A 26604-nucleotide genomic window follows, 5' to 3' on the forward strand; every position below is an offset into this window, starting at 1 on the left:
CTTTAAGAAAGAAAATTTAAGAAAAGAGCCTGGATATGATTGTATTAGAAGAGAAAACAAACCCTGATCCAACCTTATTCGTCGAAAAGCGTGACGGTAGACGCGTCATTTTTGATGTAGATAAGATTGACAAAGCCTTGCACAAGGCTGCGGAAAAAGTCATGGATGTAACCCCTTTGGTCGAAAAGCGTCTTAATACTCTAGTTGAACGTATTGTAGAAGAGATTCATAGTCGTTTTCCTCAAGGTGTAAAAATCTATGAAATCCAAAATATCGTAGAACATGAGTTATTGGAAGCTAAAGAATATGCCTTGGCAGAGGAATATATCACTTACCGAACTCAAAGGGATTTTGAGCGCTCAAAAGCAACAGATATCAACTTCAGTATCCATAAACTTCTCAACAAAGACCAGGCAGTTGTCAATGAGAATGCTAATAAAGATAGTGATGTTTTTAACACCCAGCGTGATTTGACGGCAGGGATTGTTGGGAAATCAATCGGTCTTCAAATGCTTCCTAAGCATGTGGCTAATGCCCACCAAAAAGGGGATATCCACTATCACGATTTGGACTATAGCCCTTACACTCCGATGACCAACTGCTGTCTGATTGATTTCAAGGGCATGTTGGAAAATGGTTTTAAGATTGGGAATGCTGAGGTAGAGAGTCCTAAGTCTATTCAGACTGCGACTGCTCAGATATCGCAAATCATCGCCAACGTTGCATCTAGTCAGTATGGAGGATGTTCAGCAGACCGTATTGATGAAGTTTTGGCTCCTTATGCAGAGAAAAATTACCAAAAACACCTTAAAGATGCAGAGGAATGGGTGCTACCTGATAAGCGTGAGGAGTACGCATGGAAGAAAACCCAAAAAGACATCTATGATGCCATGCAATCTCTAGAGTACGAGATTAATACCCTCTTTACATCAAATGGACAAACACCTTTTACTTCACTTGGTTTCGGTCTAGGAACCAGTCGTTTTGAACGAGAAATTCAAAAGGCAATCCTGAACATTCGTATCAAGGGGCTTGGTTCAGAACACCGTACAGCCATCTTCCCTAAACTCATCTTTACTCTTAAAAGAGGTCTTAACTTAGAGGAAGGTTCGCCTAACTACGATATCAAGCAGTTGGCCCTTGAGTGTGCAACTAAGCGGATGTATCCAGATGTTTTATCTTATGATAAGATTATTGAGTTGACAGGTTCTTTCAAGGTTCCGATGGGATGTCGTTCATTCCTTCAAGGATGGAAGGATGAAAATGGAGTTGAAGTTAACTCTGGCCGTATGAATCTAGGTGTCGTGACGGTCAATCTTCCTCGTATTGCCCTCGAATCAGAAGGCGACATGAATAAGTTCTGGGAAATTTTCAATGAGCGCATGAATATTGCTGAGGATGCTCTAGTTTATCGTGTGGAAAGAACCAAGGAAGCCACTCCAGCTAATGCACCAATTCTTTATCAATATGGTGCCTTCGGACGTCGTCTTGGTAAAGAAGAAAGTGTTGACGAGTTCTTTAAGAACCGACGTGCTACTGTTTCGCTTGGCTACATTGGACTTTATGAAGTAGCGACAGTATTCTTTGGCAACAATTGGGAAAACAATCCAGAAGCTAAAGAATTCACTCTTGATATCATTCGAGACATGAAACATCGAGTAGAAGAGTGGTCAGACCAATATGGCTATCACTTCTCTATTTATTCGACACCATCTGAAAGTTTAACAGACCGCTTCTGTCGCCTGGATACAGAGAAATTCGGTTCTATTCCAGATATAACGGATAAAGAGTACTACACAAATTCCTTCCATTATGATGTCCGTAAAAATCCAACTCCTTTTGAAAAATTGGATTTCGAGAAGGTTTATCCAGAAGCGGGAGCATCAGGTGGATTTATCCACTACTGTGAGTATCCTGTTCTTCAACAAAATCCAAAGGCCTTGGAAGCTGTTTGGGATTATGCTTATGACCGTGTAGGTTATCTAGGAACAAATACTCCGATTGATCGTTGCTACAAGTGTGATTTCGAAGGAGACTTTGATCCAACTGAGAGAGGATTTGCGTGTCCTAACTGTGGCAATAGTGATCCTAAAACAGTAGACGTGGTTAAACGAACCTGTGGCTATCTTGGGAACCCACAAGCGCGTCCGATGGTGAATGGACGCCACAAGGAAATTGCTGCGCGTGTGAAACACATGAACGGTTCTACTATTAAAACAGCAGGACATGAAGTAACAAATTAGAAAGAAATAGAATGGGAAAATATCAATTAGACGATAAGGGGAAGGCCTTGGTTCAACGGTTCCACGAGAAACATTCAAAAGGTGGAGTCAATAAAAAAGACCGAGTGGCTAGCCTAAGAGAGCAATTTTTAAATAAGAATAAGAAAAAGTGAGAGTCCGCTCTCGCTTTTCTCTTAGTTGGAGGTAAAGATGATACTACGCAGACCGACATTGGCAGATAAAGAAGCTGTATTAAACATGATGGCAGAGTTTGAAAAGAGCCAATCAGCCCATAACGGTGGCTTTTGGGATGCTGAGAACTTTGACTATGAGGAGTGGCTAGAAACTAGCCATAATAAAGAAATGGGAATAGGGTTGCTGGAAAATCGCGTTCCATCAATTCAGTTCGTTTTGTTTGATGAATCAGGCCATGCTTTAGGTTTTTTGAATCTACGGCTGAGACTAAATAAGGGCTTGCTGAATCATGCAGGCCACATTGGCTATTCCATCCGTCCGTCTGAAAGAGGCAAGGGCTACGCCAAAGAGTCCCTCCGACAAGGTCTACAAATTGCCAAGGAAAAGAATATCAAACGAGCGCTTGTGACTTGTAGCACAGAAAATCCAGCAAGCCGAGTTGTTATCTTAGCTAATGGTGGGGAGTTGGAGGATGTTCGAAACGGAACGGAGCGCTATTGGATAGACTTGGAGTAGAAGGATGACATGGAATACACCAAAGCCTGGCGAGTGGAAGAGTGAAGAACTCAGTCAAGGGCGCATCATTGACTATAAGGCTTTTAACTTTGTCGATGGAGAGGGAGTGCGCAATTCTCTCTATGTAGCAGGTTGTATGTTTCACTGCGAGGGCTGTTATAATGTTGCGACCTGGTCTTTCAATGCTGGTATCCCATATATGCCAGAGTTAGAAGAACAAATCATGGCAGATCTGGCCCACCCCTATGTTCAAGGATTGACTTTATTAGGAGGAGAGCCTTTTCTCAATACAGGTATTCTCCTACCTCTCGTAAAACGCATTCGTAAGGAATTACCAGAAAAAGACATCTGGTCTTGGACGGGCTACACTTGGGAAGAAATGATGTTAGAAACTCCTGATAAACTGGAGCTCTTGTCGCTGATTGATATCCTGGTCGATGGACGCTATGATAAAAGCAAGCGCAATCTCATGCTCCAGTTTCGCGGATCTTCAAACCAAAGAATTATCGATGTGCAAAAATCTCTCCAAAGTGGTCAAGTGATCATTTGGGATAAACTTAATGATGGAAAAGAAAGTTACGAGCAGGTGAAAAGAGAATGAATAAAAGAGAGCTTATAAACAGTCTGGTTTCAGAGATAGAGTTAGGGAAAATCAAGGCACTTGGTATTTACGGTCATGGAGCTTCAGGGAAATCAACCTTCGCTCAGGAATTGTTCCAAGTTTTAGATTCTGAAAAGGTAAATTTACTAGAAACAGATCCCTATATCACCTCAGAACGTCACCTGGTAGTACCAAAGCAAGCACCTGATCAAAAGGTGACAGCTTGTCTGCCAGTGGCGCATGAACTGGCAAGTTTGCAGAGAGATATTCTCGCCCTGCAGGCGGGTATGGATGACTTGACAATAGAAGAACCTTGGAAGGCTAGTGAGGTCTTATCGGGAGCAAAACCAATTCTGATAGTCGAAGGGATGTCTGTGGGTTTTCTGCCCAAGGAACTCTTTGACAAAACCATTTGTTTCTACACGGATGAGGAGACCGAATTAAAGAGGCGACTAGCTCGAGATACGACTGTGAGAAATCGTGATACAAAATTTATATTGGCTAGTCAGCAGATGAGACGGATGCAGTATCTACAATATTATAAAGAAACCGAGTCAAAGGCGGATATTTTAGTGGACCAATCAGAAGATAAATTTGAGGTCAAGAGGACTTAACTTATATAGAAGAAAATCCCTCATTTTAGAAAGAAAAAATAAGAAAACAGTTTCATTCAAAAAATTAAAAAAATCCTGTCAAATCCCTTGCAATCGCAGGGGATTTGTGTTATTCTATGATGGTGCTGTAAATTACAGCTTTAGCTTTGATGCAAGAGGTTGCGACACGCTCGGTTGCATTGCCACGCAACGCGCGTCGGTTTTCTTGTGGAGCTAGCCTATTATCTTAAATAGACGAAAAGGAGAAAAAGATGGCAAACAAAAAAATCCGTATCCGTTTGAAAGCTTACGAACACCGTACGCTTGACACAGCGGCTGCTAAAATCGTAGAATCAGCTACTCGTACAGGTGCACAAGTTGCGGGTCCAATCCCACTTCCAACTGAACGTAGCCTCTACACAATTATTCGTGCGACTCACAAATATAAAGACTCTCGCGAACAATTTGAAATGCGTACACACAAACGTTTGATCGATATCGTTAACCCAACTCAAAAAACAGTTGACGCTTTGATGAAATTGGATCTTCCAAGTGGTGTAAACGTAGAAATCAAACTTTAATTTAAAGCTTGATAACTTGAGCATAAAAAACGCTCGTTAAAAACTTTTTGAATAAAAAATATAGAAAAGGAACTATTTTCTCATGACAAAAGGAATCTTAGGGAAAAAAGTGGGAATGACTCAAATCTTCACTGAAGCTGGCGAATTGATCCCTGTAACAGTTATTGAAGCAACTCCAAACGTTGTTCTTCAAGTTAAAACTGTTGAAACAGACGGATACAACGCTATCCAAGTTGGTTTCGATGACAAACGCGAAGTATTGAGCAACAAACCTGCTAAAGGACATGTAGCAAAAGCTAACACGGCTCCTAAGCGCTTCATTCGTGAATTCAAAAACGTTGAAGGCTTGGAAGTTGGTGCTGAAATCACAGTTGAAACTTTCGCAGCTGGAGATGTTGTTGACGTAACTGGTACTTCTAAAGGTAAAGGTTTCCAAGGTGTTATCAAACGCCACGGACAATCACGTGGACCAATGGCTCACGGTTCTCGTTACCACCGTCGTCCAGGTTCTATGGGACCTGTTGCACCTAACCGCGTATTCAAAGGTAAAAACCTTGCAGGACGTATGGGTGGTGACCGCGTAACAATTCAAAACCTTGAAGTTGTACAAGTTGTTCCAGAAAAGAACGTTATCCTTATCAAAGGTAACGTACCAGGTGCTAAGAAATCTCTTATCACTATCAAGTCAGCAGTTAAAGCTGGTAAATAATAAGGAAAGGGGAATACAGTCAAAATGGCAAATGTAACATTATTCGACCAAACTGGTAAACAAGCTGGCGAAGTTGTTCTTAACGATGCAATCTTTGGTATCGAACCAAACCAATCTGTTGTGTTTGATGTGATCATCAGCCAACGTGCTAGCCTTCGCCAAGGAACTCACGCAGTTAAAAACCGCTCAGCTGTTTCAGGTGGCGGACGCAAACCATGGCGTCAAAAAGGAACTGGACGTGCTCGTCAAGGTTCTATCCGCTCACCACAATGGCGTGGTGGTGGAATCGTCTTCGGACCAACTCCACGTAGCTATGCGTACAAACTTCCTCAAAAAGTTCGTCGCCTTGCGCTTAAATCTGTTTACTCAGAAAAAGTTGCTGAAAATAAATTTGTAGCCGTTGATTCTCTTGAATTTACAGCTCCAAAAACTGCTGAATTTGCAAAAGTTCTTGCAGCTTTGAGCATCGATTCTAAAGTCCTTGTTATTCTTGAAGAAGGAAACGAATTCGCAGCTCTTTCAGCTCGTAACCTTCCAAACGTGAAAGTTGCGACTGCTACAACTGCAAGTGTTCTTGACATCGCAAATAGTGACAAACTTCTTGTTACTCAAGCAGCTATCTCTAAAATCGAGGAGGTTCTTGCATAATGAATTTGTATGATGTTATCAAAAAACCTGTCATCACTGAAAGCTCAATGGCTCAACTTGAAGCAGGAAAATATGTATTTGAAGTTGACACTCGTGCACACAAACTTTTGATCAAGCAAGCTGTTGAAGCTGCTTTCGAAGGTGTTAAAGTTGCTAATGTTAACACAATCAACGTAAAACCAAAAGCTAAACGTGTTGGACGTTACACTGGTTTTACTAACAAAACTAAAAAAGCTATCATCACACTTACAGCTGATTCTAAAGCAATCGAGTTGTTTGCTGCTGAAGCTGAATAATCTAAGGAGGAAATATCGTGGGAATTCGTGTTTATAAACCAACAACAAACGGTCGCCGTAATATGACTTCTTTGGATTTCGCTGAAATCACAACAAGCACTCCTGAAAAATCATTGCTTGTTGCATTGAAGAGCAAGGCTGGTCGTAACAACAACGGTCGTATCACAGTTCGTCACCAAGGTGGTGGACACAAACGTTTCTACCGTTTGGTTGACTTCAAACGTAACAAAGACAACGTTGAAGCAGTTGTTAAAACAATCGAGTACGATCCAAACCGTTCTGCAAACATCGCTCTTGTACACTACACTGACGGTGTGAAAGCATACATCATCGCTCCAAAAGGTCTTGAAGTTGGTCAACGTATCGTTTCAGGTCCAGAAGCAGATATCAAAGTCGGAAACGCTCTTCCACTTGCTAACATCCCAGTTGGTACTTTGATCCACAACATCGAGTTGAAACCAGGTCGTGGTGGTGAATTGGTACGTGCTGCTGGTGCATCTGCTCAAGTATTGGGTTCTGAAGGTAAATACGTTCTTGTTCGTCTTCAATCAGGTGAAGTTCGTATGATTCTTGGAACTTGCCGTGCTACAGTTGGTGTTGTCGGAAACGAACAACATGGACTTGTAAACCTTGGTAAAGCAGGACGTAGCCGTTGGAAAGGTATCCGCCCAACAGTTCGTGGTTCTGTAATGAACCCTAACGATCACCCACACGGTGGTGGTGAAGGTAAAGCACCAGTTGGTCGTAAAGCACCATCTACTCCATGGGGCAAACCTGCTCTTGGTCTTAAAACTCGTAACAAGAAAGCGAAATCTGACAAACTTATCGTTCGTCGTCGCAACGAGAAATAATATTAAACTAGTCGCTTAAGTAACTAGTAAATCCGCCAGCTCGGTAGCGCTCCATGTGAGCGCAAGCCGCTGTGGTACAACATTTAAAGGAGAAAATATAAAAATGGGACGCAGTCTTAAAAAAGGACCTTTCGTCGATGAGCATTTGATGAAAAAAGTTGAAGCTCAAGCTAACGACGAAAAGAAAAAAGTTATTAAAACTTGGTCACGTCGTTCAACGATCTTCCCAAGTTTCATTGGTTACACTATCGCAGTTTATGACGGACGTAAACACGTACCTGTTTACATCCAAGAAGACATGGTAGGTCACAAACTTGGTGAATTTGCACCAACTCGTACTTACAAAGGTCACGCTGCAGACGACAAGAAAACACGTAGAAAATAAGGAGAACATAAATGGCAGAAATTACTTCAGCTAAAGCAATGGCTCGTACAGTACGTGTTTCACCTCGTAAATCACGTCTTGTTCTTGATAACATCCGTGGTAAAAGCGTAGCCGATGCAATCGCAATCTTGACATTCACTCCAAACAAAGCTGCTGAAATCATCTTGAAAGTTTTGAACTCAGCTGTAGCTAACGCTGAAAACAACTTTGGTTTGGATAAAGCTAACTTGGTAGTATCTGAAGCATTCGCAAACGAAGGACCAACTATGAAACGTTTCCGTCCACGTGCGAAAGGTTCAGCTTCACCAATCAACAAACGTACAGCTCACATCACTGTAGCTGTTGCAGAAAAATAAGGAGGTAAAATCGTGGGTCAAAAAGTACATCCAATTGGTATGCGTGTCGGCATCATCCGTGATTGGGATGCCAAATGGTATGCTGAAAAAGAATACGCGGATTACCTTCATGAAGATCTTGCAATCCGTAAATTCGTTCAAAAAGAACTTGCTGACGCAGCAGTTTCAACTATCGAAATCGAACGCGCAGTAAACAAAGTTAACGTTTCACTTCACACTGCTAAACCAGGTATGGTTATCGGTAAAGGTGGTGCTAACGTTGATGCACTCCGTGCTAAACTTAACAAATTGACTGGAAAACAAGTACACATCAACATCATCGAAATCAAACAACCTGATTTGGATGCTCACCTTGTTGGTGAAGGAATTGCTCGTCAATTGGAGCAACGTGTTGCTTTCCGTCGTGCACAAAAACAAGCAATCCAACGTGCTATGCGTGCTGGAGCTAAAGGAATCAAAACTCAAGTATCAGGTCGTTTGAACGGTGCAGATATCGCCCGTGCTGAAGGATACTCTGAAGGAACTGTTCCACTTCACACACTTCGTGCAGATATCGATTACGCTTGGGAAGAAGCAGACACTACATACGGTAAACTTGGTGTTAAAGTATGGATCTACCGTGGTGAAGTTCTTCCAGCTCGTAAAAACACTAAAGGAGGTAAATAACCAATGTTAGTACCTAAACGTGTTAAACACCGTCGTGAATTCCGTGGTAAAATGCGTGGTGAAGCTAAAGGTGGAAAAGAAGTAGCATTCGGTGAATACGGTCTTCAAGCTACAACTAGCCACTGGATCACTAACCGCCAAATCGAAGCTGCTCGTATCGCCATGACTCGTTACATGAAACGTGGTGGTAAAGTTTGGATTAAAATCTTCCCACACAAATCATACACAGCTAAAGCTATCGGGGTTCGTATGGGATCTGGTAAAGGGGCACCTGAAGGTTGGGTAGCACCAGTTAAACGTGGTAAAGTAATGTTTGAAGTTGCTGGTGTTTCTGAAGAGATCGCTCGCGAAGCGCTTCGTCTTGCAAGCCACAAATTGCCAGTTAAATGTAAATTCGTAAAACGTGAAGCAGAATAAGGAGAAGGCATGAAACTTAATGAAGTAAAAGAATTTGTTAAAGAACTTCGTGGTCTTTCTCAAGAAGAACTCGCGAAGCGCGAAAACGAATTGAAAAAAGAATTGTTTGAACTTCGTTTCCAAGCTGCTACTGGTCAATTAGAACAAACAGCTCGCTTGAAAGAAGTTAAAAAACAAATCGCTCGTATCAAAACAGTTCAATCTGAAGCGAAATAATAGACTAGGGAAGGAGAAATTTCAATGGAACGCAATAATCGTAAAGTTCTTGTTGGACGTGTTGTATCTGACAAAATGGACAAGACAATCACAGTTGTAGTTGAAACAAAACGTAACCACCCAGTCTATGGTAAACGTATTAACTACTCTAAAAAATACAAAGCACATGATGAAAACAATGTTGCCAAAGAAGGCGATATCGTACGTATCATGGAAACTCGTCCGCTTTCAGCTACAAAACGTTTCCGTCTTGTAGAAGTCGTTGAAGAAGCGGTTATCATTTAATCAAACCTGAAAGGAGAAAACTGAAATGATTCAAACAGAAACTCGTTTGAAAGTCGCAGACAACAGCGGTGCACGCGAAATCTTGACTATCAAAGTTCTTGGTGGTTCTAAACGTAAATTTGCGAACATCGGTGATGTTATTGTGGCATCTGTAAAACAAGCTACTCCTGGTGGTGCGGTTAAAAAAGGTGACGTTGTTAAAGCAGTTATCGTTCGTACTAAATCAGGTGCTCGTCGTGCTGATGGTTCATACATCAAATTTGACGAAAACGCAGCAGTTATCATCCGTGAAGACAAAACTCCTCGCGGAACACGTATCTTTGGCCCAGTTGCACGTGAATTGCGTGAAGGTGGCTTCATGAAGATCGTGTCACTTGCTCCAGAAGTACTTTAATTTTCACAGAGCAAAAACAAACAAACACAGTCCCCTGGCTTAGCCAGGGTGCCCATTGGGCGTAAGAATAAAAGGAGAAAAAAATGTTTGTAAAAAAAGGCGACAAAGTTCGCGTAATCGCTGGTAAAGATAAGGGAACAGAAGCTGTTGTCCTTACTGCCCTTCCAAAAGTAAACAAAGTTATCGTTGAAGGTGTTAATATCGTTAAGAAACACCAACGTCCAACTAACGAACTTCCTCAAGGTGGTATCATCGAGAAGGAAGCGGCTATCCACGTATCAAACGTTCAAGTTTTGGACAAAAACGGTGTAGCTGGTCGTGTTGGTTACAAATTTGTAGACGGTAAAAAAGTTCGCTACAACAAAAAATCAGGCGAAGTGCTTGATTAATCACGAAGGAAAGGAGAAGTATAATGGCAAATCGTTTAAAAGAAAAATATCTTAATGAAGTAGTTCCTGCTTTGACAGAACAATTCAACTACTCATCAGTGATGGCTGTGCCTAAAGTAGATAAGATCGTTTTGAACATGGGTGTTGGTGAAGCTGTATCAAACGCTAAAAGCCTTGAAAAAGCTGCTGAAGAATTGGCGCTTATCTCAGGTCAAAAACCACTTATCACTAAAGCTAAAAAATCAATCGCCGGCTTCCGTCTTCGTGAAGGTGTTGCGATCGGTGCAAAAGTTACCCTTCGTGGTGAACGTATGTACGAATTCTTGGATAAATTGGTTTCAGTTTCACTTCCACGTGTGCGTGACTTCCATGGTGTTCCAACAAAATCATTTGATGGACGCGGAAACTACACACTTGGTGTGAAAGAACAATTGATCTTCCCAGAAATCAACTTTGATGACGTTGACAAAACTCGTGGTCTTGACATCGTTATCGTAACTACTGCTAACACTGACGAAGAGTCACGTGCATTGCTTACAGGCCTTGGAATGCCTTTTGCAAAATAATATAGGAGGTATAACTAATGGCTAAAAAATCTATGATTGCTAAGAACAAACGCCCAGCGAAGTTCTCTACTCAAGCATACACTCGCTGTGAACGTTGTGGACGTCCACACTCAGTTTACCGCAAGTTTAAACTTTGCCGTGTTTGCTTCCGTGAATTGGCATATAAAGGTCAAATCCCTGGTGTAACAAAAGCATCTTGGTAATATCATGATACAAAGAGCGTAACAACCCCAGCAAAAATAGGAGATTTGGTGCAGGAGCGATGCTCCAAGACAAATCTATCTTTTTTGCCCAGGTTGTAGCTCGTGTTCAAATGAGATTATCTTGTTTGAATGTGTCAATACTATCTGAGCCCAGCTCAATCATTAACTAGCAAGTGCAACTTGCAAACTACTAGTAAGAGGAGAAAAATAAAATGGTTATGACTGACCCAATCGCAGACTTCCTAACTCGTATTCGTAACGCTAACCAAGCAAAACACGAAGTACTTGAAGTACCTGCATCAAACATCAAAAAAGGGATTGCAGAAATCCTTAAACGCGAAGGTTTTGTTAAGAACGTAGAAATCATCGAAGATGACAAACAAGGCATCATCCGTGTATTCCTTAAATACGGACCAAACGGTGAAAAAGTTATCACAAACTTGAAACGTGTTTCTAAACCAGGACTTCGTGTCTACAAAAAACGTGAAGACCTTCCAAAAGTACTTAACGGTCTTGGAATTGCTATCCTTTCAACTTCTGAAGGTTTGCTTACTGATAAAGAAGCACGCCAAAAGAACGTTGGTGGTGAGGTTATCGCTTACGTTTGGTAATATTTAGCTCCCAATTTCTTTGTGACTCGTCGTTATCGTCTCTTGCCTAACCCAAAGTTATGTCTGCGAGACGATGCCTAGATTCACTTTGAATTGAAACCTAAATGTTCCTTCAAATCGAGAAATCGATTTAACCCCGTGAAAACTGGCCGTTCTGGCCTGACAATTTAACAGGAGAATAAAAACATGTCACGTATTGGTAATAAAGTTATCGTGTTGCCTGCTGGTGTTGAAATCACTAACAATGACAACGTTGTAACTGTAAAAGGACCTAAAGGAGAACTTACTCGTGAGTTCTCAAAAGATATTGAAATTCGTGTGGAAGGTACTGAAGTAACTCTTCACCGTCCAAACGATTCAAAAGAAATGAAAACTATCCACGGAACTACTCGTGCTCTTTTGAACAACATGGTTATTGGTGTATCAGAAGGATTCAAGAAACAACTTGAAATGCGTGGGGTTGGTTACCGTGCACAACTTCAAGGATCAAAACTTGTTTTGGCTGTTGGTAAATCACATCCAGACGAAGTTGAGGCTCCAGAAGGAATTACTTTTGAACTTCCAAACCCAACAACAATCGTTGTTAGCGGAATTTCAAAAGAAGTAGTTGGTCAAACAGCTGCTTACGTACGTAGCCTTCGTTCACCAGAACCATACAAAGGTAAAGGTATCCGTTACGTTGGCGAATATGTTCGTCTTAAAGAAGGTAAAACAGGTAAATAATATTGAGTGGTTGATTTTCAGCCATCAATATCGTTTCCAACTTTGTGCATAGCACACGATTTAAAACTAAAGAGGTGAAAACTGTGATTTCTAAACCAGATAAAAACAAACTCCGCCAAAAACGCCACCGTCGCGTTCGCGGAAAACTCTCTGGAACTGCTGATCGCCCACGTTTGAACGTATTCCGTTCTAATACAGGCATCTACGCTCAAGTTATTGATGACGTAGCGGGTGTAACGCTCGCAAGTGCTTCAACTCTTGACAAAGAAGTTTCAAAAGGAACAAAAACTGAACAAGCCGTTGCTGTCGGTAAACTCGTTGCAGAACGTGCAAACGCTAAAGGTATTTCAGAAGTGGTGTTCGACCGCGGTGGATATCTATATCACGGACGTGTGAAAGCTTTGGCTGATGCAGCTCGTGAAAACGGATTGAAATTCTAATAGGAGGACACTAGAAAATGGCATTTAAAGACAATGCAGTTGAATTAGAAGAACGCGTAGTTGCTGTTAACCGTGTTACTAAAGTTGTTAAAGGTGGACGTCGTCTTCGTTTTGCAGCTCTTGTAGTCGTTGGTGACCACAACGGTCGCGTAGGATTTGGTACTGGTAAAGCTCAAGAAGTTCCAGAAGCAATCCGCAAAGCAGTAGAAGATGCTAAGAAAAACTTGATCGAAGTTCCTATGGTTGGAACAACAATCCCACACGAAGTTATTTCAGAATTCGGTGGAGCTAAAGTATTGTTGAAACCTGCTGTAGAAGGTTCTGGGGTTGCCGCTGGTGGTGCTGTTCGTGCCGTTATCGAGTTGGCAGGTGTAGCTGATGTTACATCTAAATCTCTTGGCTCAAATACTCCAATCAACATTGTTCGTGCAACTGTTGAAGGTTTGAAACAATTGAAACGCGCTGAAGAAGTTGCTGCCCTTCGTGGTATTTCAGTTTCTGATTTGGCATAAGAAAGGGGATAAAATGGCTCAAATTAAAATTACTTTGACTAAGTCTCCAATCGGACGCATTCCATCACAACGTAAAACTGTTGTAGCACTTGGACTTGGCAAATTGAACAGCTCTGTTATTAAAGAAGATAACCCAGCAGTACGTGGTATGATTACTGCAGTATCTCACTTGGTAACAGTTGAAGAAGTAAACTAATTAAATGTTAGGGGATGTGCAGTATACCATCCCCTAAAACTAGATATAGTCATCTTTGATGACAAACGTATAGGCGAGTTGATAGGAGAGACAACCTTTTCTCTCTTATCGGCGCTAGCATTTTACAAAAGAGGAGAAAATATATAATGAAACTTCATGAATTGAAACCTGCAGAAGGTTCTCGTAAAACTCGTAACCGTGTTGGTCGTGGTACTTCATCAGGTAACGGTAAAACATCTGGTCGTGGTCAAAAAGGTCAAAAAGCTCGTAGCGGTGGCGGAGTACGTCTTGGTTTTGAAGGTGGACAAACTCCATTGTTCCGTCGTCTTCCAAAACGTGGATTCACTAACATCAACGCTAAAGAATACGCAATTGTTAACCTTGACCAATTGAACGTCTTTGAAGATGGTGCAGAAGTAACTCCAGTTGTTCTTATCGAATCAGGAATTGTTAAAGCTGAAAAATCAGGTATCAAAATTCTTGGTAACGGTGAGTTGACTAAGAAATTGTCTGTAAAAGCAGCTAAATTCTCTAAATCAGCTGAAGAAGCTATCACTGCTAAAGGTGGTTCAGTAGAAGTCATCTAAGAGAGGTGACCTATGTTTTTTAAATTATTGAGAGAAGCCTTCAAAGTCAAGCAAGTTCGATCAAAAATTCTTTTTACAATTTTTATCGTCTTTGTCTTCCGTATCGGGACTAGCATTACGGTTCCATGGGTGAATGCCAATAGCTTGAATGCTTTGAGTGGTCTATCTTTTCTAAATATGTTAAGTTTGGTGTCTGGTAATGCCATGAAAAACTTTTCAGTTTTTGCACTTGGTGTTAGTCCATACATTACTGCTTCTATCGTTGTCCAACTCTTACAAATGGATTTATTACCAAAGTTTGTAGAGTGGGGCAAACAAGGGGAAGTTGGTCGTAGAAAATTGAACCAGGCAACTCGATATATTGCCCTTGTTCTTGCATTCGTGCAATCTATCGGAATTACTGCTGGTTTTAATGCTTTATCTGGAGCCAAACTTTTGACTGTTCCTTTAACACCACAAGTTTTCCTTGTGATTGGAGCAATCCTAACAGCGGGTAGTATGATTGTAACTTGGTTGGGAGAGCAAATTACTGATAAGGGTTATGGAAATGGTGTTTCCATGATTATCTTTGCGGGGATTGTTGCTTCAATTCCTGATATGATCAAGGGGATTTATGTTGACTACTTTGTCAATGTACCAAGCAGTCGCTTGACTTCATCCCTCATTTTTGTTGCTATCTTAATTGTAGCAGTCTTATTGATTGTTTACTTTACAACTTATGTGCAACAAGCAGAATATAAGATTCCAATTCAGTATACTAAGGTAGCACAAGGAGCACCATCAAGTTCCTATCTTCCATTGAAGATTAACCCTGCAGGAGTTATTCCAGTTATCTTTGCTAGCTCAATTACAGCAGCACCAGCGGCAATTTTACAATTTGTAAGTGCATCTGGTCTTGATTGGGCCTGGGTACGTAGTGCTCAGGAGTTACTATCTACAACAGCCCCTACAGGTATCGCTTTGTACGCTCTGTTGATTATCCTCTTTACATTCTTCTATACATTTGTACAGATTAATCCAGAGAAGGCAGCAGAAAATTTACAAAAGAGCGGTGCTTATATCCACGGTGTCCGTCCTGGTAAAGGGACAGAAGAGTATATGTCAAAACTTCTTCGTCGTCTCGCAACAGTCGGTTCCCTCTTCCTAGGTGTCATTTCTATTTTACCTATTGTAGCTAAGGATTTATTCGGTCTTTCAGAAGTCGTTGCTTTTGGGGGAACGAGTCTTTTGATCATTATCTCAACAGGTATTGAAGGAATTAAACAATTGGAAGGTTATTTATTGAAACGTAAGTATGTTGGTTTCATGAATACAACAGAATAATTGTAATAGAAAAGAAAATTCACTATTGCTCAGAGAGTGGAGTTTAAAAATCAAAGACCTTGTCAGATTTTTATCTCCTCTCTTCTATTTTGTTTTTAAATAGGAGTTGAAATGAATTTTTGCTTCTATTTAAAAACAAAAAAGGAGTTTGAATCATGAATCTTTTGATTATGGGCTTACCTGGTGCAGGTAAGGGTACACAAGCAGCAAAAATTGTTGAACAATTCCATGTTGCTCATATCTCAACAGGTGATATGTTCCGTGCGGCAATGGCTAACCAAACTGAAATGGGTGTCTTAGCTAAGTCTTATATCGACAAAGGCGAGTTGGTTCCAGATGAAGTTACAAATGGTATTGTGAAAGAGCGTCTTTCACAAGATGACATTAAAGAAACTGGTTTCTTGTTGGACGGATACCCACGTACAATTGAGCAAGCTCATGCCTTGGATAAAACTTTAGCTGAATTAGGGATTGAACTTGAAGGTGTTATTAACATCGAAGTAAATCCAGATTGCCTTTTGGAGCGTTTGAGTGGTCGTATCATTCACCGTGAAACTGGTGAAACTTTCCATAAAGTTTTCAACCCACCAGTTGACTACAAAGAAGAAGACTATTACCAACGTGAAGATGACAAACCTGAAACAGTAAAACGTCGTTTGGATGTTAATATTGCCCAAGGTGAACCAATTATTGCCCACTATCGTGTAAAAGGTTTGGTACATGATATCGAAGGTAACCAAGATATCAATGATGTCTTTGCAGATATCGAAAAAGTATTGACAAAATTGAAATAAAAGCGTTTTTCATGCTTGCAAAATGTCTCTACAAATGTTATACTGAGTTAGTCTGACTTATAATTGTTGTCTCTGTGTCTAGAGGCATCAAATCGAAATTTATGGAGGTACTTTTGCGTGGCAAAAGACGATGTGATTGAAGTTGAAGGTAAAGTAGTTGATACTATGCCGAATGCAATGTTTACGGTTGAACTTGAAAATGGACATCAGATTTTAGCAACAGTTTCTGGTAAAATTCGTAAAAACTATATTCGTATTTTAGCGGGAGATCGTGTTACTGTCGAAATGAGTCCATATGACTTGACACGTGGACGTATCACTTACCGCTTTAAATAATCGAAAAACTTGGAGGGATAAGAAATGAAAGTAAGACCATCGGTCAAACCAATTTGCGAATACTGTAAAGTTATTCGTCGTAATGGTCGTGTTATGGTAATTTGCCCAGCAAATCCAAAACACAAACAACGTCAAGGATAAGATAGAAAGGAGAAAATATGGCTCGTATTGCTGGAGTTGACATTCCAAATGACAAACGCGTAGTAATTTCATTGACTTATGTGTACGGTATCGGACTTCCAACATCTAAGAAAATCTTGGCAGCTGCTGGAATTTCAGAAGATGTACGTGTTCGCGATCTTACACCAGATCAAGAAGATGCTATCCGTCGTGAAGTGGATGCAATCAAAGTTGAAGGTGACCTTCGTCGTGAAGTAAACTTGAACATCAAACGTTTGATGGAAATCGGTTCATACCGTGGTATCCGTCACCGTCGTGGACTTCCTGTCCGTGGACAAAACACTAAAAACAACGCTCGCACTCGTAAAGGTAAAGCTGTTGCGATTGCTGGTAAGAAAAAATAATATAGGAGGTAAAAGTCTTGGCTAAACCAACACGTAAACGTCGTGTGAAAAAGAATATCGAATCTGGTATTGCTCATATTCACGCTACATTTAATAACACTATTGTTATGATTACTGATGTGCATGGTAATGCAATTGCTTGGTCATCAGCTGGTGCTCTTGGTTTTAAAGGTTCTCGTAAATCTACACCATTTGCTGCTCAAATGGCTTCAGAAGCTGCTGCTAAATCTGCACAAGAACACGGTCTTAAGTCAGTTGAAGTTACTGTTAAAGGTCCAGGTTCTGGTCGTGAGTCAGCTATTCGTGCTCTTGCTGCCGCTGGTCTTGAAGTAACAGCAATTCGTGATGTGACTCCAGTGCCACACAATGGTGCTCGTCCTCCAAAACGTCGCCGTGTATAATCATAACCTTACACTGCTTTTCGTTTAAGAGGGAGTAACTAAATGATCGAGTTTGAAAAACCAAATATAACAAAAATTGATGAAAATAAAGATTATGGCAAGTTTGTAATCGAACCGCTTGAACGTGGTTACGGTACAACACTTGGTAACTCTCTTCGTCGTGTACTTCTAGCTTCTCTTCCAGGGGCTGCTGTAACATCTATCAATATCGAAGGTGTATTGCATGAATTTGATACAGTTCCGGGTGTTCGCGAAGACGTGATGCAAATCATTCTGAACATCAAAGGTATTGCAGTAAAATCTTACGTTAAAGACGAAAAGATCATTGAACTAGATGTGCAAGGTCCTGCTGAAATTACAGCTGGAGATATCTTGACAGATAGCGACATTGAAATTGTAAATCCAGATCATTATCTCTTTACAATCGGTGAAGGTTCTTCTCTAAAAGCGACAATGACTGTTAACAGTGGTCGTGGATATGTACCTGCTGATGAAAATAAAAAAGATAATGCACCAGTTGGAACACTTGCTGTAGATTCTATTTATACACCAGTTACAAAAGTCAACTATCAAGTTGAACCTGCTCGTGTAGGTAGCAATGATGGTTTCGACAAATTAACCCTTGAAATCTTGACTAATGGAACAATTATTCCAGAAGATGCTTTAGGGCTTTCAGCGCGTATCTTGACTGAGCACCTTGATTTGTTTACAAATCTTACAGAGATTGCTAAGTCAGCAGAAGTGATGAAAGAAGCTGATACTGAATCGGACGACCGTATCTTGGAACGTACGATTGAGGAACTTGACTTGTCTGTGCGTTCATACAACTGTTTGAAACGTGCCGGTATCAACACTGTGCATGATTTGACAGAAAAATCTGAAGCAGAGATGATGAAAGTAAGAAATCTTGGACGCAAGAGTTTGGAAGAAGTGAAAGTCAAACTCATTGATTTGGGTCTTGGATTAAAAGATAAATAAAGGAGGAATAAATGGCTTACCGTAAACTAGGACGCACTAGCTCACAACGTAAAGCAATGCTTCGCGATTTGACAACTGACCTTTTGATCAACGAATCAATCGTGACAACTGAAGCTCGTGCTAAAGAAATCCGTAAAACTGTTGAAAAAATGATTACTCTAGGTAAACGTGGTGATTTGCATGCACGTCGTCAAGCAGCTGCTTTCGTACGTAATGAAATCGCATCTGAAAACTATGATGAAGCAACTGATAAGTACACTTCTACTACAGCACTTCAAAAATTGTTCTCAGAAATCGCACCTCGTTATGCTGAGCGTAACGGTGGATACACTCGTATCCTTAAAACTGAACCACGTCGTGGTGATGCAGCGCCAATGGCGATCATCGAATTAGTATAAAATCATCAATTTTGTTGAGTGTTATGATGATGGGGTCTTGTGCTCTTAGTCTAGCTCTGGTCTACCGCTAGGACTTATGTCCTAGCGGGAACACTCATCATAAGATGATAAGGTAGACGCTTGTTTACGAAATTGTTTTTTACTAAAGAACAATTTCGTAAGCAGGCGTTTTTGAGTATTTTATTAAGAAATATGCTATACTATTGAAAACGAAAATCAACAATGTTCATTTTTTCAAAAATATTCTATAAAGAGGTTATGAGCCAATATACTATCACTTTCAATTTCTAAACTAGCGACCTAGTAAAAAAATACTAGTCTGGTACAAGATCAACTAAGAGATTTTTTAGGGTTTCAACTTGGATAATTGTTCACTATTAAGTGATTTAGTTACTCTATCCCCCCTTTTTTATTTTGTTTTTGGCCGAAATGGATATTGTTCTGTGTTAGAAACGGAGTTTAATCATGAAAGCTATTATTACTGTTGTTGGTAAAGATAAATCTGGAATTGTTGCAGGTGTTGCGACAAAAATTGCTGAATTAGGCTTAAATATTGATGATATCTCACAAACAGTCTTGGACGAATTCTTTACAATGATGGCTGTGGTATCTAGTGATGAAAAACAAGATTTTACTCATCTTAGAAACGAATTTGAGGTTTTTGGTCAGACTTTGAATGTCAAAATCAATATTCAAAGTGCGGCTATTTTTGATGCTATGTACAATATCTAGGAGGTATTTATGGATATTAGACAAGTTACCGAAACAATCGCTATGATTGAGGAGCAAAACTTTGACATTAGAACCATTACCATGGGGATTTCCCTTTTGGACTGTATCGATCCAGATATCAATCGTGCTGCGGAGAAAATTTATCAAAAGATTACAACCAAGGCGGCTAATTTAGTGGCTGTTGGAGATGAAATTGCGGCTGAGTTAGGAATTCCCATTGTAAATAAACGTGTGTCCGTAACTCCAATTTCCTTGATCGGTGCTGCTACAGATGCAAGGGACTATGTTCCATTAGCCAAGGCTTTGGACAGAGCTGCTAAGGAAATTGGTGTTGATTTTATTGGTGGTTTTTCTGCCTTGGTACAAAAGGGTTACCAAAAAGGTGATGAGATTCTCATCAATTCGATTCCTCGTGCTTTGGCAGAAACAGATAAGGTTTGTTCATCGGTAAATATCGGTTCTACCAAATCGGGTATCAATATGACTGCAGTAGCAGATATGGGGCGTATTATCAAGGAGACAGCTTCTCTGTCTGATATGGGTGCTGCTAAATTAGTTGTATTTGCCAACGCGGTAGAGGACAATCCTTTTATGGCAGGTGCCTTCCATGGAGTTGGTGAAGCAGATGTCATCATCAATGTAGGTGTTTCAGGACCGGGTGTTGTCAAACGTGCCTTGGAAAAGGTTCGAGGTCAGAGCTTTGATGTTGTTGCTGAAACTGTTAAAAAGACAGCCTTCAAGATTACCCGCATTGGTCAATTGGTTGGTCAAATGGCTAGTGAGCGCCTCGGAGTTGATTTTGGGATTGTCGATTTGAGTTTAGCTCCAACTCCAGCAGTGGGTGATTCTGTAGCTCGTGTTCTTGAAGAAATGGGGTTAGAGACAGTTGGGACTCATGGAACGACTGCTGCTTTGGCTCTCTTGAACGACCAAGTTAAAAAAGGTGGAGTTATGGCTTGCAACCAAGTTGGTGGTTTGTCAGGTGCTTTTATCCCAGTTTCTGAGGACGAGGGGATGATTGCTGCAGTGCAAAACGGCTCCCTTAATTTGGAAAAATTAGAAGCTATGACAGCTATCTGTTCAGTTGGTTTGGATATGATTGCCATTCCTGAGGATACACCTGCGGAAACGATTGCGGCAATGATTGCGGATGAAGCTGCTATCGGGGTCATCAATATGAAAACAACTGCTGTACGTATTATTCCAAAAGGAAAAGAAGGCGATATGATTGAATTTGGTGGCCTTCTAGGAACGGCTCCAGTCATGAAAGTTAACGGTGCCTCGTCTGTTGACTTCATTGCTCGTGGAGGGCAAATTCCAGCTCCAATCCATAGTTTTAAAAATTAAAAAGAAATGGAATCTGTTTAAGTTGGGTTTAAGGATAGACAGGTATACTATAATCATTAAATAAAGACCTCCTAACTTTATTTAATAGAAATCCTAACTTTTTCATAATAATCTCCTACAAAAGTCACTCCAAAGGGTGACTTTTGTTTTTTCTGATCAGAAATGAGCAGACTTGTATGCCCAAATTTGAGAAATTTTTGAAAAAAGATGATGATTTCAGAGTGAAAATATGTCTTTTTATTAGGTAAAAATGGGCTAAAACCTTGCTATGATTGGCTTTTTGAAAAATTATGGTATAATAGTAGTAGTTTTAATAGATGGAGTTGAATTTTGAAAAAACGCTTTCGTGTAAAAAAAGAGAAAGATTTTAGTGCAATATTTAAAAAAGGGGAGAGTTTTGCTAATCGTAAATTTGTTATTTATCGATTAGAAAATAATGAACAGCATTTTCGAGTTGGTCTGTCTGTCAGCAAAAAATTGGGAAACGCTGTCATGAGAAATCAGATCAAAAGAAGAATTCGACATATTCTGATTGAACATAAAAATCAGCTGGTTGAAAATGTAGATTTTGTTGTGATTGCTCGAAAAGGTGTTGAAATCTTGGACTACGCGGAAATGGAAAAAAATCTGCTTCACGTATTAAAGTTATCAAAGATTTACCAGGAAGGAATTGGGAGTGAAAAAGAAATTACAGTTGACTAGCTTAATGGTGCTTGCTTTGTTTGTGATGAGCGCCTGCACAGCTAGTGGTACGCCGAGTGAGATTACAGCGGAATCAACAGATTTTTGGAGTAAATTTGTTTATTTTTTTGCTGAAACCATTCGCTTTTTATCATTTGATACAAGTATTGGTCTGGGGATTATATTATTTACCCTTCTGATTAGAACGATTCTTCTACCAGTTTTTCAAATACAAATGGTGGCATCTAGAAAGATGCAAGAAGTACAACCACTTGTTAAGGAGTTGCGAGAACGTTATCCGGGACGGGATATGGAGAGCCGTACCAAGCTGGATCAAGAAATGCGTCAGTTGTTCAAGCAACATGGTGTGAAGCAGTCAGCTTCTCTTTGGCCAATCTTAATCCAAATGCCAGTCTTGTTGGCCTTGTTCCAAGCTTTGAGTAGGGTAGAATTTCTAAAAACGGGTCATTTCTTATGGATTAACCTTGGTGGTGTAGATACGACTTTTGTTTTGCCAATTTTGGCAGCTATCTTTACTTTCCTTAGCACTTGGTTATCCAATAAGGCCATGGTTGAGAAAAATGGTGCCATGACAGGAATGATGTATGCAATGCCAGTCATGATTTTCTTCTTTGCCATGTATTCACCAAGTGGGGTTGCCTTATACTGGGCAGTATCCAATGCTTATCAGGTGCTCCAAACCTATCTGCTTAACAATCCATTTAAGATTATTGCAGAGCGTGAGGCGGGAGTACAGGCTAAGAAGGATTTAGAAATCAAGAAGAGAAAAGCTCTCAAGAAAGCACAGAAAAAGAAAAAGTAAGGAGGAATCTTGTAATGGTATTATTTACAGGTTCAACTGTTGAGGAAGCGATCCAAACGGGATTGAAGGAATTGGGGATTCCTAGAATGAAGGCGCATATCAAGGTTGTCTCAAGGGAGAAAAAAGGTTTCTTTGGCCTTTTTGGGAAGAAACCAGCGCAAGTTGATATCGAAGCAATTAGTGAGACAACTGTTGTGAAGGCAAATCAGCAAGCAGTCAAAGGAGTTCCAAAGGAAGTTAATGCTAAGAACGAACCCGTTAAGACTGTTAGTGAGGCAACAGTAGACTTAGGTCATGTTGTTGAAGCAATCAAGAAAATCGAGGAAGAAGGACAAGGAATCTCTGAAGAGGTTAAGGCCGAAATTCTAAAAAATGAGAAAGAGGCTAGTACAATTTTAGAGGAGACTGGTCATATTGCCATTCTAAAAGATTTACTGCCAGAAGAATCTAAAGAGCAGGAAGAAGTCGAGCAGAATGATGATTTAGAAAATCTAGGTTTGAAGATTGAACCGACCTATGATATTGACCAGGTGGTTGAAGAAGTGACCAGCTATGTTCAAGGTATTATTGATGATATGGATGTTGAGGGAGCAATTTCAAGTACCTCAAATCGCCGTTCTATCAATATGCAAATTGATACCAATGAACCGGGCCGTATTATCGGTTACCATGGTAAGGTTTTGAAATCTCTTCAGCTCTTAGCACAAAATTATCTTTATAACCGCTATTCAAGAACCTTCTATATTACCATCAATGTTAATGATTATGTAGAGCACCGTGCAGAAGTCTTGCAGAGCTATGCACAGAAGTTAGCTACACGTGTCCTAGAAGAGGGGCGTAGTCAGGTGACTGATCCAATGTCTAGCAGCGAACGTAAAATCATCCATCGTATTATTTCACGTATGGAGGGTATCACTAGTTATTCAGAAGGTGATGAGCCAAATCGTTACGTTGTGGTTGATACAGAATAATCAAAGCAAAATCAGGGGCACCCTGATTTTTTGCTATCTAAGGGAGGTTGATCTTATGTTGAATACAATGAGAGAATATCTAGCTTTCTCTGGCTTACAGTATCAAAAACCAGAGAAGGCAGGTCAAGAAGTTGAAAAAATGCTTTATTTGAGGAGTAAGGGGCAGGAGGCTAGAAAGGTCTTTACACACTTAGCCAAGGCTTTTCAAGAAGGACATCCAGAATGGAACCTTCAAGGGACGAGTCAGTGGATGAATCAAGCCCAACGTTTGCGACCGCATTTCTGGGCCTATCTACAGCGTGAGGGGGAAGTGTCAGAACCTATGTTGGCCCTTCGTTTGTATGGAAGCCCTTCTGATTTTGGAGTTTCACTAGAAGTGAGTTTTATTGAACGTAAGAAGGATGAGCGAACATTAGACAAACAAACCAAGGTCTTAGAAGTTCCAGTGGTAGAAGGAATTTACTATCTAGTCTACTCAGATGGAGAAAGTCAAAAGATGGAGGCTACTGAGGAAAATCGCCAAATTTTAAGAGAAAAACGATTCCATCAGGAAGTCCGCAAAGTTTTAGTAAAGGCAGATATTCCAGTAACTGCAAATTCATCGGAAGAAGAAATCGTAGAAGGCCTATTGAAGTCTTATGATAAAATTCTTCCCTATTATCTAGCTACAAGGAAATAAGATAATCCGTAAAATATCATAAATTATACAGTCCAAGAGTGAACAGTCCGCTGTGTAATTCTTGGTCTTTTTGTTTCCGCTTTCACATTATATAATAAACTTACAAAAACAATTCAAAAGGAGAACAATTATGGAAGTCATTTCAAGTGTTCTAAATTGGTTTTCTAGCAATATTTTGCAGAATCCCGCATTTTTCGTAGGTTTATTGGTGCTAATAGGATATGCACTTTTGAAAAAACCTGCTCATGACGTTTTCTCAGGTTTCGTTAAAGCAACAGTAGGCTATATGTTGCTCAACGTGGGTGCTGGTGGTTTGGTTACAACCTTCCGTCCAATCTTGGCAGCCCTTAACTACAAATTCCAAATCGGTGCAGCGGTTATTGACCCTTACTTTGGACTTGCTGCAGCAAACAACAAAATTGCAGCTGAATTTCCAGATTTTGTCGGAACTGCAACTACAGCTCTATTGATCGGTTTTGGAGTAAATATCTTGCTTGTAGCTCTACGCAAGATTACGAAAGTAAGAACCCTCTTTATTACTGGTCACATCATGGTACAACAAGCTGCGACTGTATCTCTTATGGTTCTATTCTTAGTTCCACAATTGCGCAATGCTTACGGTACAGCAGCTATCGGTATCATCTGTGGCCTTTACTGGGCAGTTAGTTCAAATATGACTGTTGAGGCAACTCAACGCTTGACTGGTGGTGGCGGATTTGCGATTGGTCACCAACAACAATTTGCAATCTGGTTTGTAGATAAAGTTGCAGGACGCTTTGGTAAGAAAGAAGAAAGTCTAGACAATCTTAAATTGCCTAAATTCCTCTCTATCTTCCACGATACAGTTGTTGCCTCTGCTACCTTGATGCTCGTATTTTTCGGAGCTATTCTTTTAATCTTGGGTCCAGAAATTATGTCTAATAAAGAAGTCATCACTTCAGGAACTCTATTCAATCCTGCTAAACAAGATTTCTTTATGTACATTATCCAAACAGCCTTCACCTTCTCTGTTTACTTGTTCGTTTTGATGCAAGGTGTCCGCATGTTCGTATCTGAGTTGACAAATGCCTTCCAAGGTATTTCAAACAAATTGTTGCCAGGTTCATTCCCAGCGGTCGACGTTGCAGCTTCTTATGGATTTGGTTCTCCAAACGCGGTCTTGTCAGGATTTGCCTTTGGTTTGATTGGTCAATTGATCACAATTGTCTTGCTTATCGTCTTTAAAAACCCTATCCTTATTATTACAGGATTTGTACCAGTGTTCTTTGATAATGCAGCCATCGCGGTCTATGCTGATAAGCGTGGCGGATGGAAAGCAGCCGTTATCCTATCCTTCATTTCAGGTGTCCTCCAAGTTGCTCTAGGAGCTCTCTGTGTAGCCCTTCTCGACTTAGCATCTTACGGTGGTTACCATGGAAATATCGACTTTGAATTCCCATGGCTTGGATTTGGTTATATCTTCAAATATCTCGGTATTGTTGGTTATGTACTTGTATGTCTCTTCTTGCTCGTTATTCCTCAACTTCAATTTGCAAAAGCAAAAGATAAAGAGAAATATTACAAGGGTGAAGTTCAAGAAGAAGCTTAGTGTCTAGAAAAGGAGAAATAAAATGGTTAAAGTATTAGCAGCGTGCGGAAATGGAATGGGTTCATCTATGGTTATCAAGATGAAGGTTGAAAATGCCCTCCGTAAGCTTAATCAAACAGACTTTACAGTCAATTCATGCAGTGTCGGTGAAGCAAAAGGTTTAGCAGCAGGCTATGACATCGTAATCGCTTCTCTTCATTTAATCCAAGAATTGGAAGGTCGGACTAATGGGAAGTTAATTGGGCTTGACAACTTGATGGATGATAAAGAAATCACTGAAAAACTCAGTCAAGCACTACAGTAAAAGGTTGGAGGGGGCTGGACAGAAACTGAGAGTTATCGTTTCTGTCCTTCTCCCTCTTTAAATAAAGGAGGCAGATATGAATTTAAAACAAGCTTTAATTGACAATGACTCGATCCGACTAGGTTTAGAAGCTAACGATTGGAAAGAAGCAGTCAAAGTAGCAGTAGATCCCTTGATTGAAAGTGGGGCAATTTTGCCAGAGTATTACGATGCTATTATCGAATCAACTGAAGAGTATGGGCCTTATTATATTTTAATGCCAGGTATGGCTATGCCCCATGCTAGACCAGAAGCTGGGGTGCAAAGAGATGCCTTTTCATTGATCACCTTACAAAATCCTGTTGTATTTTCAGATGGGAAAGAGGTCTCTGTTTTGCTTGCATTAGCAGCAACAAGCTCAAAAATTCACACAAGTGTAGCTATTCCACAAATCATTGCCTTATTTGAATTAGAAGATTCTATCGCACGTTTACAGGCTTGTCAGACTAAAGAAGATGTCTTGGCGATGATCGAAGAATCTAAGGATAGCCCTTATCTTGAAGGATTGGATTTGGAAAGTTAGAAAGA

The 26604-nt window shown here is 40.3% G+C and carries 43 protein-coding genes; all 43 read left to right on the top strand.

Features of this window, described 5'->3' with window-relative positions; all coding sequences use genetic code 11:
* The first annotated feature begins 35 nt into the window (after positions 1–35).
* The 43 genes from nrdD to QM917_RS02975 all read left to right on the top strand — a co-directional run bounded on the left by nrdD (position 36) and on the right by QM917_RS02975 (position 26599).
* Positions 36–2243, top strand: a complete 2208-nt coding sequence (gene nrdD / locus QM917_RS02765) for an anaerobic ribonucleoside-triphosphate reductase (RefSeq protein ID WP_414284742.1) — start codon at positions 36–38, stop codon at positions 2241–2243.
* A gap of 11 nt (positions 2244–2254) precedes the next feature.
* Positions 2255–2395: a hypothetical protein gene (locus QM917_RS02770; protein ID WP_000521611.1), complete on the top strand. Its 141-nt coding sequence runs from the start codon at positions 2255–2257 to the stop codon at positions 2393–2395.
* Positions 2396–2432: 37 nt separating this feature from the next.
* Positions 2433–2933 (top strand): GNAT family N-acetyltransferase, encoded by a 501-nt coding sequence (locus tag QM917_RS02775; RefSeq protein ID WP_414284744.1) that lies wholly within the window; start codon positions 2433–2435, stop codon positions 2931–2933.
* 4 nt (positions 2934–2937) lie between these two features.
* Positions 2938–3534: an anaerobic ribonucleoside-triphosphate reductase activating protein gene (nrdG, locus tag QM917_RS02780; RefSeq protein ID WP_414284745.1), complete on the top strand. Its 597-nt coding sequence runs from the start codon at positions 2938–2940 to the stop codon at positions 3532–3534.
* A complete protein-coding gene (locus QM917_RS02785; RefSeq protein ID WP_414284746.1) occupies positions 3531–4148 on the top strand; it encodes a uridine kinase family protein in 618 nt (205 codons plus the stop codon). The genes nrdG and QM917_RS02785 overlap by 4 nt, the downstream gene beginning before the upstream one ends.
* Positions 4149–4399: 251 nt before the next feature.
* Positions 4400–4708: a 30S ribosomal protein S10 gene (gene rpsJ, locus QM917_RS02790; protein WP_001284513.1), complete on the top strand. Its 309-nt coding sequence runs from the start codon at positions 4400–4402 to the stop codon at positions 4706–4708.
* 82 nt (positions 4709–4790) lie between these two features.
* Positions 4791–5417, top strand: a complete 627-nt coding sequence (gene rplC / locus QM917_RS02795; protein ID WP_000160197.1) for a 50S ribosomal protein L3 — start codon at positions 4791–4793, stop codon at positions 5415–5417.
* A gap of 24 nt (positions 5418–5441) precedes the next feature.
* Positions 5442–6065 (top strand): 50S ribosomal protein L4, encoded by a 624-nt coding sequence (rplD, locus tag QM917_RS02800; RefSeq protein WP_000024549.1) that lies wholly within the window; start codon positions 5442–5444, stop codon positions 6063–6065.
* A complete protein-coding gene (locus QM917_RS02805) occupies positions 6065–6361 on the top strand; it encodes a 50S ribosomal protein L23 (protein WP_001055347.1) in 297 nt (98 codons plus the stop codon). The genes rplD and QM917_RS02805 overlap by 1 nt, the downstream gene beginning before the upstream one ends.
* 17 nt (positions 6362–6378) lie before the next feature.
* A complete protein-coding gene (rplB, locus tag QM917_RS02810) occupies positions 6379–7212 on the top strand; it encodes a 50S ribosomal protein L2 (RefSeq protein WP_000512911.1) in 834 nt (277 codons plus the stop codon).
* Between the two features lie 103 nt (positions 7213–7315).
* Positions 7316–7597, top strand: a complete 282-nt coding sequence (rpsS, locus tag QM917_RS02815) for a 30S ribosomal protein S19 (protein ID WP_000533766.1) — start codon at positions 7316–7318, stop codon at positions 7595–7597.
* A gap of 11 nt (positions 7598–7608) precedes the next feature.
* The gene (rplV, locus tag QM917_RS02820; protein ID WP_000818137.1) at positions 7609–7953 is read left to right on the top strand and encodes a 50S ribosomal protein L22; all 345 of its coding nucleotides are present in this window, start codon (positions 7609–7611) and stop codon (positions 7951–7953) included.
* A 12-nt stretch (positions 7954–7965) separates the two neighbouring features.
* Entirely contained in the window at positions 7966–8619 is a 654-nt protein-coding gene (rpsC, locus tag QM917_RS02825) for a 30S ribosomal protein S3 (RefSeq protein WP_000529936.1), read from the top strand.
* Between the two features lie 3 nt (positions 8620–8622).
* Positions 8623–9036, top strand: a complete 414-nt coding sequence (gene rplP, locus QM917_RS02830; RefSeq protein ID WP_000960948.1) for a 50S ribosomal protein L16 — start codon at positions 8623–8625, stop codon at positions 9034–9036.
* 9 nt (positions 9037–9045) lie between these two features.
* Entirely contained in the window at positions 9046–9252 is a 207-nt protein-coding gene (gene rpmC, locus QM917_RS02835; RefSeq protein ID WP_000772918.1) for a 50S ribosomal protein L29, read from the top strand.
* Between the two features lie 24 nt (positions 9253–9276).
* Positions 9277–9537, top strand: a complete 261-nt coding sequence (gene rpsQ / locus QM917_RS02840; RefSeq protein ID WP_000440801.1) for a 30S ribosomal protein S17 — start codon at positions 9277–9279, stop codon at positions 9535–9537.
* A gap of 25 nt (positions 9538–9562) precedes the next feature.
* Positions 9563–9931 (top strand): 50S ribosomal protein L14, encoded by a 369-nt coding sequence (rplN, locus tag QM917_RS02845; protein WP_000616548.1) that lies wholly within the window; start codon positions 9563–9565, stop codon positions 9929–9931.
* A gap of 83 nt (positions 9932–10014) precedes the next feature.
* Positions 10015–10320 carry a 50S ribosomal protein L24 gene (rplX, locus tag QM917_RS02850; RefSeq protein WP_000497691.1) on the top strand — a complete coding sequence of 102 codons (306 nt, stop codon included), beginning with the start codon at positions 10015–10017 and terminating at the stop codon, positions 10318–10320.
* Between the two features lie 23 nt (positions 10321–10343).
* Entirely contained in the window at positions 10344–10886 is a 543-nt protein-coding gene (gene rplE / locus QM917_RS02855) for a 50S ribosomal protein L5 (RefSeq protein WP_000013542.1), read from the top strand.
* 17 nt (positions 10887–10903) lie between these two features.
* On the top strand, positions 10904–11089 hold the full coding sequence (locus QM917_RS02860) for a type Z 30S ribosomal protein S14 (RefSeq protein WP_001085699.1): 186 nt from the start codon (positions 10904–10906) through the stop codon (positions 11087–11089).
* Between the two features lie 212 nt (positions 11090–11301).
* Positions 11302–11700 carry a 30S ribosomal protein S8 gene (rpsH, locus tag QM917_RS02865; RefSeq protein WP_000245504.1) on the top strand — a complete coding sequence of 133 codons (399 nt, stop codon included), beginning with the start codon at positions 11302–11304 and terminating at the stop codon, positions 11698–11700.
* Between the two features lie 186 nt (positions 11701–11886).
* The gene (rplF, locus tag QM917_RS02870; RefSeq protein WP_000086625.1) at positions 11887–12423 is read left to right on the top strand and encodes a 50S ribosomal protein L6; all 537 of its coding nucleotides are present in this window, start codon (positions 11887–11889) and stop codon (positions 12421–12423) included.
* A gap of 83 nt (positions 12424–12506) precedes the next feature.
* Positions 12507–12863 (top strand): 50S ribosomal protein L18, encoded by a 357-nt coding sequence (gene rplR, locus QM917_RS02875; RefSeq protein ID WP_000624044.1) that lies wholly within the window; start codon positions 12507–12509, stop codon positions 12861–12863.
* Between the two features lie 17 nt (positions 12864–12880).
* Positions 12881–13375, top strand: coding sequence for a 30S ribosomal protein S5 (gene rpsE / locus QM917_RS02880; protein ID WP_000874203.1), 495 nt, complete (start codon positions 12881–12883; stop codon positions 13373–13375).
* A gap of 13 nt (positions 13376–13388) precedes the next feature.
* Positions 13389–13571, top strand: a complete 183-nt coding sequence (gene rpmD, locus QM917_RS02885) for a 50S ribosomal protein L30 (RefSeq protein ID WP_000057243.1) — start codon at positions 13389–13391, stop codon at positions 13569–13571.
* Positions 13572–13717: 146 nt separating this feature from the next.
* Complete coding sequence (rplO, locus tag QM917_RS02890; protein ID WP_000766079.1) at positions 13718–14158, top strand: 50S ribosomal protein L15; 441 nt, start codon at positions 13718–13720, stop codon at positions 14156–14158.
* Between the two features lie 12 nt (positions 14159–14170).
* The gene (gene secY / locus QM917_RS02895) at positions 14171–15481 is read left to right on the top strand and encodes a preprotein translocase subunit SecY (protein WP_000465391.1); all 1311 of its coding nucleotides are present in this window, start codon (positions 14171–14173) and stop codon (positions 15479–15481) included.
* A gap of 155 nt (positions 15482–15636) precedes the next feature.
* Positions 15637–16275 carry an adenylate kinase gene (locus tag QM917_RS02900; protein ID WP_414284756.1) on the top strand — a complete coding sequence of 213 codons (639 nt, stop codon included), beginning with the start codon at positions 15637–15639 and terminating at the stop codon, positions 16273–16275.
* A gap of 117 nt (positions 16276–16392) precedes the next feature.
* A complete protein-coding gene (gene infA / locus QM917_RS02905) occupies positions 16393–16611 on the top strand; it encodes a translation initiation factor IF-1 (protein ID WP_001029883.1) in 219 nt (72 codons plus the stop codon).
* Between the two features lie 24 nt (positions 16612–16635).
* Positions 16636–16752: a 50S ribosomal protein L36 gene (rpmJ, locus tag QM917_RS02910; RefSeq protein ID WP_001808836.1), complete on the top strand. Its 117-nt coding sequence runs from the start codon at positions 16636–16638 to the stop codon at positions 16750–16752.
* A gap of 17 nt (positions 16753–16769) precedes the next feature.
* Entirely contained in the window at positions 16770–17135 is a 366-nt protein-coding gene (rpsM, locus tag QM917_RS02915) for a 30S ribosomal protein S13 (RefSeq protein ID WP_000090783.1), read from the top strand.
* Between the two features lie 17 nt (positions 17136–17152).
* Positions 17153–17536, top strand: coding sequence for a 30S ribosomal protein S11 (rpsK, locus tag QM917_RS02920; RefSeq protein ID WP_001118385.1), 384 nt, complete (start codon positions 17153–17155; stop codon positions 17534–17536).
* A 42-nt stretch (positions 17537–17578) separates the two neighbouring features.
* The gene (locus QM917_RS02925) at positions 17579–18514 is read left to right on the top strand and encodes a DNA-directed RNA polymerase subunit alpha (RefSeq protein WP_000568996.1); all 936 of its coding nucleotides are present in this window, start codon (positions 17579–17581) and stop codon (positions 18512–18514) included.
* A gap of 11 nt (positions 18515–18525) precedes the next feature.
* Positions 18526–18912 carry a 50S ribosomal protein L17 gene (gene rplQ, locus QM917_RS02930; protein ID WP_000331493.1) on the top strand — a complete coding sequence of 129 codons (387 nt, stop codon included), beginning with the start codon at positions 18526–18528 and terminating at the stop codon, positions 18910–18912.
* A 465-nt stretch (positions 18913–19377) separates the two neighbouring features.
* A complete protein-coding gene (locus QM917_RS02935) occupies positions 19378–19644 on the top strand; it encodes an ACT domain-containing protein (protein ID WP_000644115.1) in 267 nt (88 codons plus the stop codon).
* 9 nt (positions 19645–19653) lie between these two features.
* A complete protein-coding gene (locus QM917_RS02940) occupies positions 19654–20991 on the top strand; it encodes a PFL family protein (protein ID WP_075230992.1) in 1338 nt (445 codons plus the stop codon).
* Between the two features lie 330 nt (positions 20992–21321).
* A complete protein-coding gene (gene rnpA / locus QM917_RS02945; RefSeq protein WP_414284758.1) occupies positions 21322–21693 on the top strand; it encodes a ribonuclease P protein component in 372 nt (123 codons plus the stop codon).
* Complete coding sequence (locus QM917_RS02950) at positions 21668–22495, top strand: YidC/Oxa1 family membrane protein insertase (RefSeq protein ID WP_414284759.1); 828 nt, start codon at positions 21668–21670, stop codon at positions 22493–22495. Before rnpA ends, QM917_RS02950 begins: the two co-directional genes overlap by 26 nt.
* 14 nt (positions 22496–22509) lie before the next feature.
* The gene (gene jag, locus QM917_RS02955) at positions 22510–23466 is read left to right on the top strand and encodes an RNA-binding cell elongation regulator Jag/EloR (RefSeq protein ID WP_315640103.1); all 957 of its coding nucleotides are present in this window, start codon (positions 22510–22512) and stop codon (positions 23464–23466) included.
* Between the two features lie 55 nt (positions 23467–23521).
* On the top strand, positions 23522–24145 hold the full coding sequence (locus QM917_RS02960) for an HI_0552 family protein (protein WP_414284761.1): 624 nt from the start codon (positions 23522–23524) through the stop codon (positions 24143–24145).
* Positions 24146–24275: 130 nt separating this feature from the next.
* Positions 24276–25733 (top strand): PTS ascorbate transporter subunit IIC, encoded by a 1458-nt coding sequence (locus QM917_RS02965; protein ID WP_075230989.1) that lies wholly within the window; start codon positions 24276–24278, stop codon positions 25731–25733.
* A 22-nt stretch (positions 25734–25755) separates the two neighbouring features.
* The gene (locus QM917_RS02970) at positions 25756–26037 is read left to right on the top strand and encodes a PTS sugar transporter subunit IIB (RefSeq protein ID WP_000241466.1); all 282 of its coding nucleotides are present in this window, start codon (positions 25756–25758) and stop codon (positions 26035–26037) included.
* A gap of 76 nt (positions 26038–26113) precedes the next feature.
* On the top strand, positions 26114–26599 hold the full coding sequence (locus tag QM917_RS02975) for a PTS sugar transporter subunit IIA (protein WP_061863925.1): 486 nt from the start codon (positions 26114–26116) through the stop codon (positions 26597–26599).
* Positions 26600–26604: the final 5 nt, after the last annotated feature.

This window comes from Streptococcus infantis (assembly GCF_047460685.1).
GTDB classification, from domain to species: Bacteria; Bacillota; Bacilli; order Lactobacillales; family Streptococcaceae; genus Streptococcus; species Streptococcus infantis_AD.

Coding starts and splice junctions, on each gene's coding strand:
- rpsE (WP_000874203.1), top strand. CDS start 12,881: ATGGCATTTAAAGACAATGCAGTTGAATTAGAAGAACGCGTAGTTGCT.
- rpsS (WP_000533766.1), top strand. CDS start 7,316: ATGGGACGCAGTCTTAAAAAAGGACCTTTCGTCGATGAGCATTTGATG.
- nrdD (WP_414284742.1), top strand. CDS start 36: ATGATTGTATTAGAAGAGAAAACAAACCCTGATCCAACCTTATTCGTC.
- QM917_RS02940 (WP_075230992.1), top strand. CDS start 19,654: ATGGATATTAGACAAGTTACCGAAACAATCGCTATGATTGAGGAGCAA.
- rplO (WP_000766079.1), top strand. CDS start 13,718: ATGAAACTTCATGAATTGAAACCTGCAGAAGGTTCTCGTAAAACTCGT.
- rplP (WP_000960948.1), top strand. CDS start 8,623: ATGTTAGTACCTAAACGTGTTAAACACCGTCGTGAATTCCGTGGTAAA.
- QM917_RS02775 (WP_414284744.1), top strand. CDS start 2,433: ATGATACTACGCAGACCGACATTGGCAGATAAAGAAGCTGTATTAAAC.
- rplF (WP_000086625.1), top strand. CDS start 11,887: ATGTCACGTATTGGTAATAAAGTTATCGTGTTGCCTGCTGGTGTTGAA.
- QM917_RS02975 (WP_061863925.1), top strand. CDS start 26,114: ATGAATTTAAAACAAGCTTTAATTGACAATGACTCGATCCGACTAGGT.
- rplD (WP_000024549.1), top strand. CDS start 5,442: ATGGCAAATGTAACATTATTCGACCAAACTGGTAAACAAGCTGGCGAA.
- QM917_RS02965 (WP_075230989.1), top strand. CDS start 24,276: ATGGAAGTCATTTCAAGTGTTCTAAATTGGTTTTCTAGCAATATTTTG.
- QM917_RS02935 (WP_000644115.1), top strand. CDS start 19,378: ATGAAAGCTATTATTACTGTTGTTGGTAAAGATAAATCTGGAATTGTT.
- rpmD (WP_000057243.1), top strand. CDS start 13,389: ATGGCTCAAATTAAAATTACTTTGACTAAGTCTCCAATCGGACGCATT.
- rplV (WP_000818137.1), top strand. CDS start 7,609: ATGGCAGAAATTACTTCAGCTAAAGCAATGGCTCGTACAGTACGTGTT.
- QM917_RS02970 (WP_000241466.1), top strand. CDS start 25,756: ATGGTTAAAGTATTAGCAGCGTGCGGAAATGGAATGGGTTCATCTATG.
- rpmJ (WP_001808836.1), top strand. CDS start 16,636: ATGAAAGTAAGACCATCGGTCAAACCAATTTGCGAATACTGTAAAGTT.
- QM917_RS02900 (WP_414284756.1), top strand. CDS start 15,637: ATGAATCTTTTGATTATGGGCTTACCTGGTGCAGGTAAGGGTACACAA.
- QM917_RS02925 (WP_000568996.1), top strand. CDS start 17,579: ATGATCGAGTTTGAAAAACCAAATATAACAAAAATTGATGAAAATAAA.
- QM917_RS02960 (WP_414284761.1), top strand. CDS start 23,522: ATGTTGAATACAATGAGAGAATATCTAGCTTTCTCTGGCTTACAGTAT.
- rpsQ (WP_000440801.1), top strand. CDS start 9,277: ATGGAACGCAATAATCGTAAAGTTCTTGTTGGACGTGTTGTATCTGAC.
- QM917_RS02770 (WP_000521611.1), top strand. CDS start 2,255: ATGGGAAAATATCAATTAGACGATAAGGGGAAGGCCTTGGTTCAACGG.
- rpmC (WP_000772918.1), top strand. CDS start 9,046: ATGAAACTTAATGAAGTAAAAGAATTTGTTAAAGAACTTCGTGGTCTT.
- rplN (WP_000616548.1), top strand. CDS start 9,563: ATGATTCAAACAGAAACTCGTTTGAAAGTCGCAGACAACAGCGGTGCA.
- rpsH (WP_000245504.1), top strand. CDS start 11,302: ATGGTTATGACTGACCCAATCGCAGACTTCCTAACTCGTATTCGTAAC.
- rplQ (WP_000331493.1), top strand. CDS start 18,526: ATGGCTTACCGTAAACTAGGACGCACTAGCTCACAACGTAAAGCAATG.
- rplX (WP_000497691.1), top strand. CDS start 10,015: ATGTTTGTAAAAAAAGGCGACAAAGTTCGCGTAATCGCTGGTAAAGAT.
- QM917_RS02805 (WP_001055347.1), top strand. CDS start 6,065: ATGAATTTGTATGATGTTATCAAAAAACCTGTCATCACTGAAAGCTCA.
- rpsJ (WP_001284513.1), top strand. CDS start 4,400: ATGGCAAACAAAAAAATCCGTATCCGTTTGAAAGCTTACGAACACCGT.
- secY (WP_000465391.1), top strand. CDS start 14,171: ATGTTTTTTAAATTATTGAGAGAAGCCTTCAAAGTCAAGCAAGTTCGA.
- nrdG (WP_414284745.1), top strand. CDS start 2,938: ATGACATGGAATACACCAAAGCCTGGCGAGTGGAAGAGTGAAGAACTC.
- QM917_RS02785 (WP_414284746.1), top strand. CDS start 3,531: ATGAATAAAAGAGAGCTTATAAACAGTCTGGTTTCAGAGATAGAGTTA.
- rplE (WP_000013542.1), top strand. CDS start 10,344: ATGGCAAATCGTTTAAAAGAAAAATATCTTAATGAAGTAGTTCCTGCT.
- QM917_RS02860 (WP_001085699.1), top strand. CDS start 10,904: ATGGCTAAAAAATCTATGATTGCTAAGAACAAACGCCCAGCGAAGTTC.
- rpsM (WP_000090783.1), top strand. CDS start 16,770: ATGGCTCGTATTGCTGGAGTTGACATTCCAAATGACAAACGCGTAGTA.
- jag (WP_315640103.1), top strand. CDS start 22,510: ATGGTATTATTTACAGGTTCAACTGTTGAGGAAGCGATCCAAACGGGA.
- rplC (WP_000160197.1), top strand. CDS start 4,791: ATGACAAAAGGAATCTTAGGGAAAAAAGTGGGAATGACTCAAATCTTC.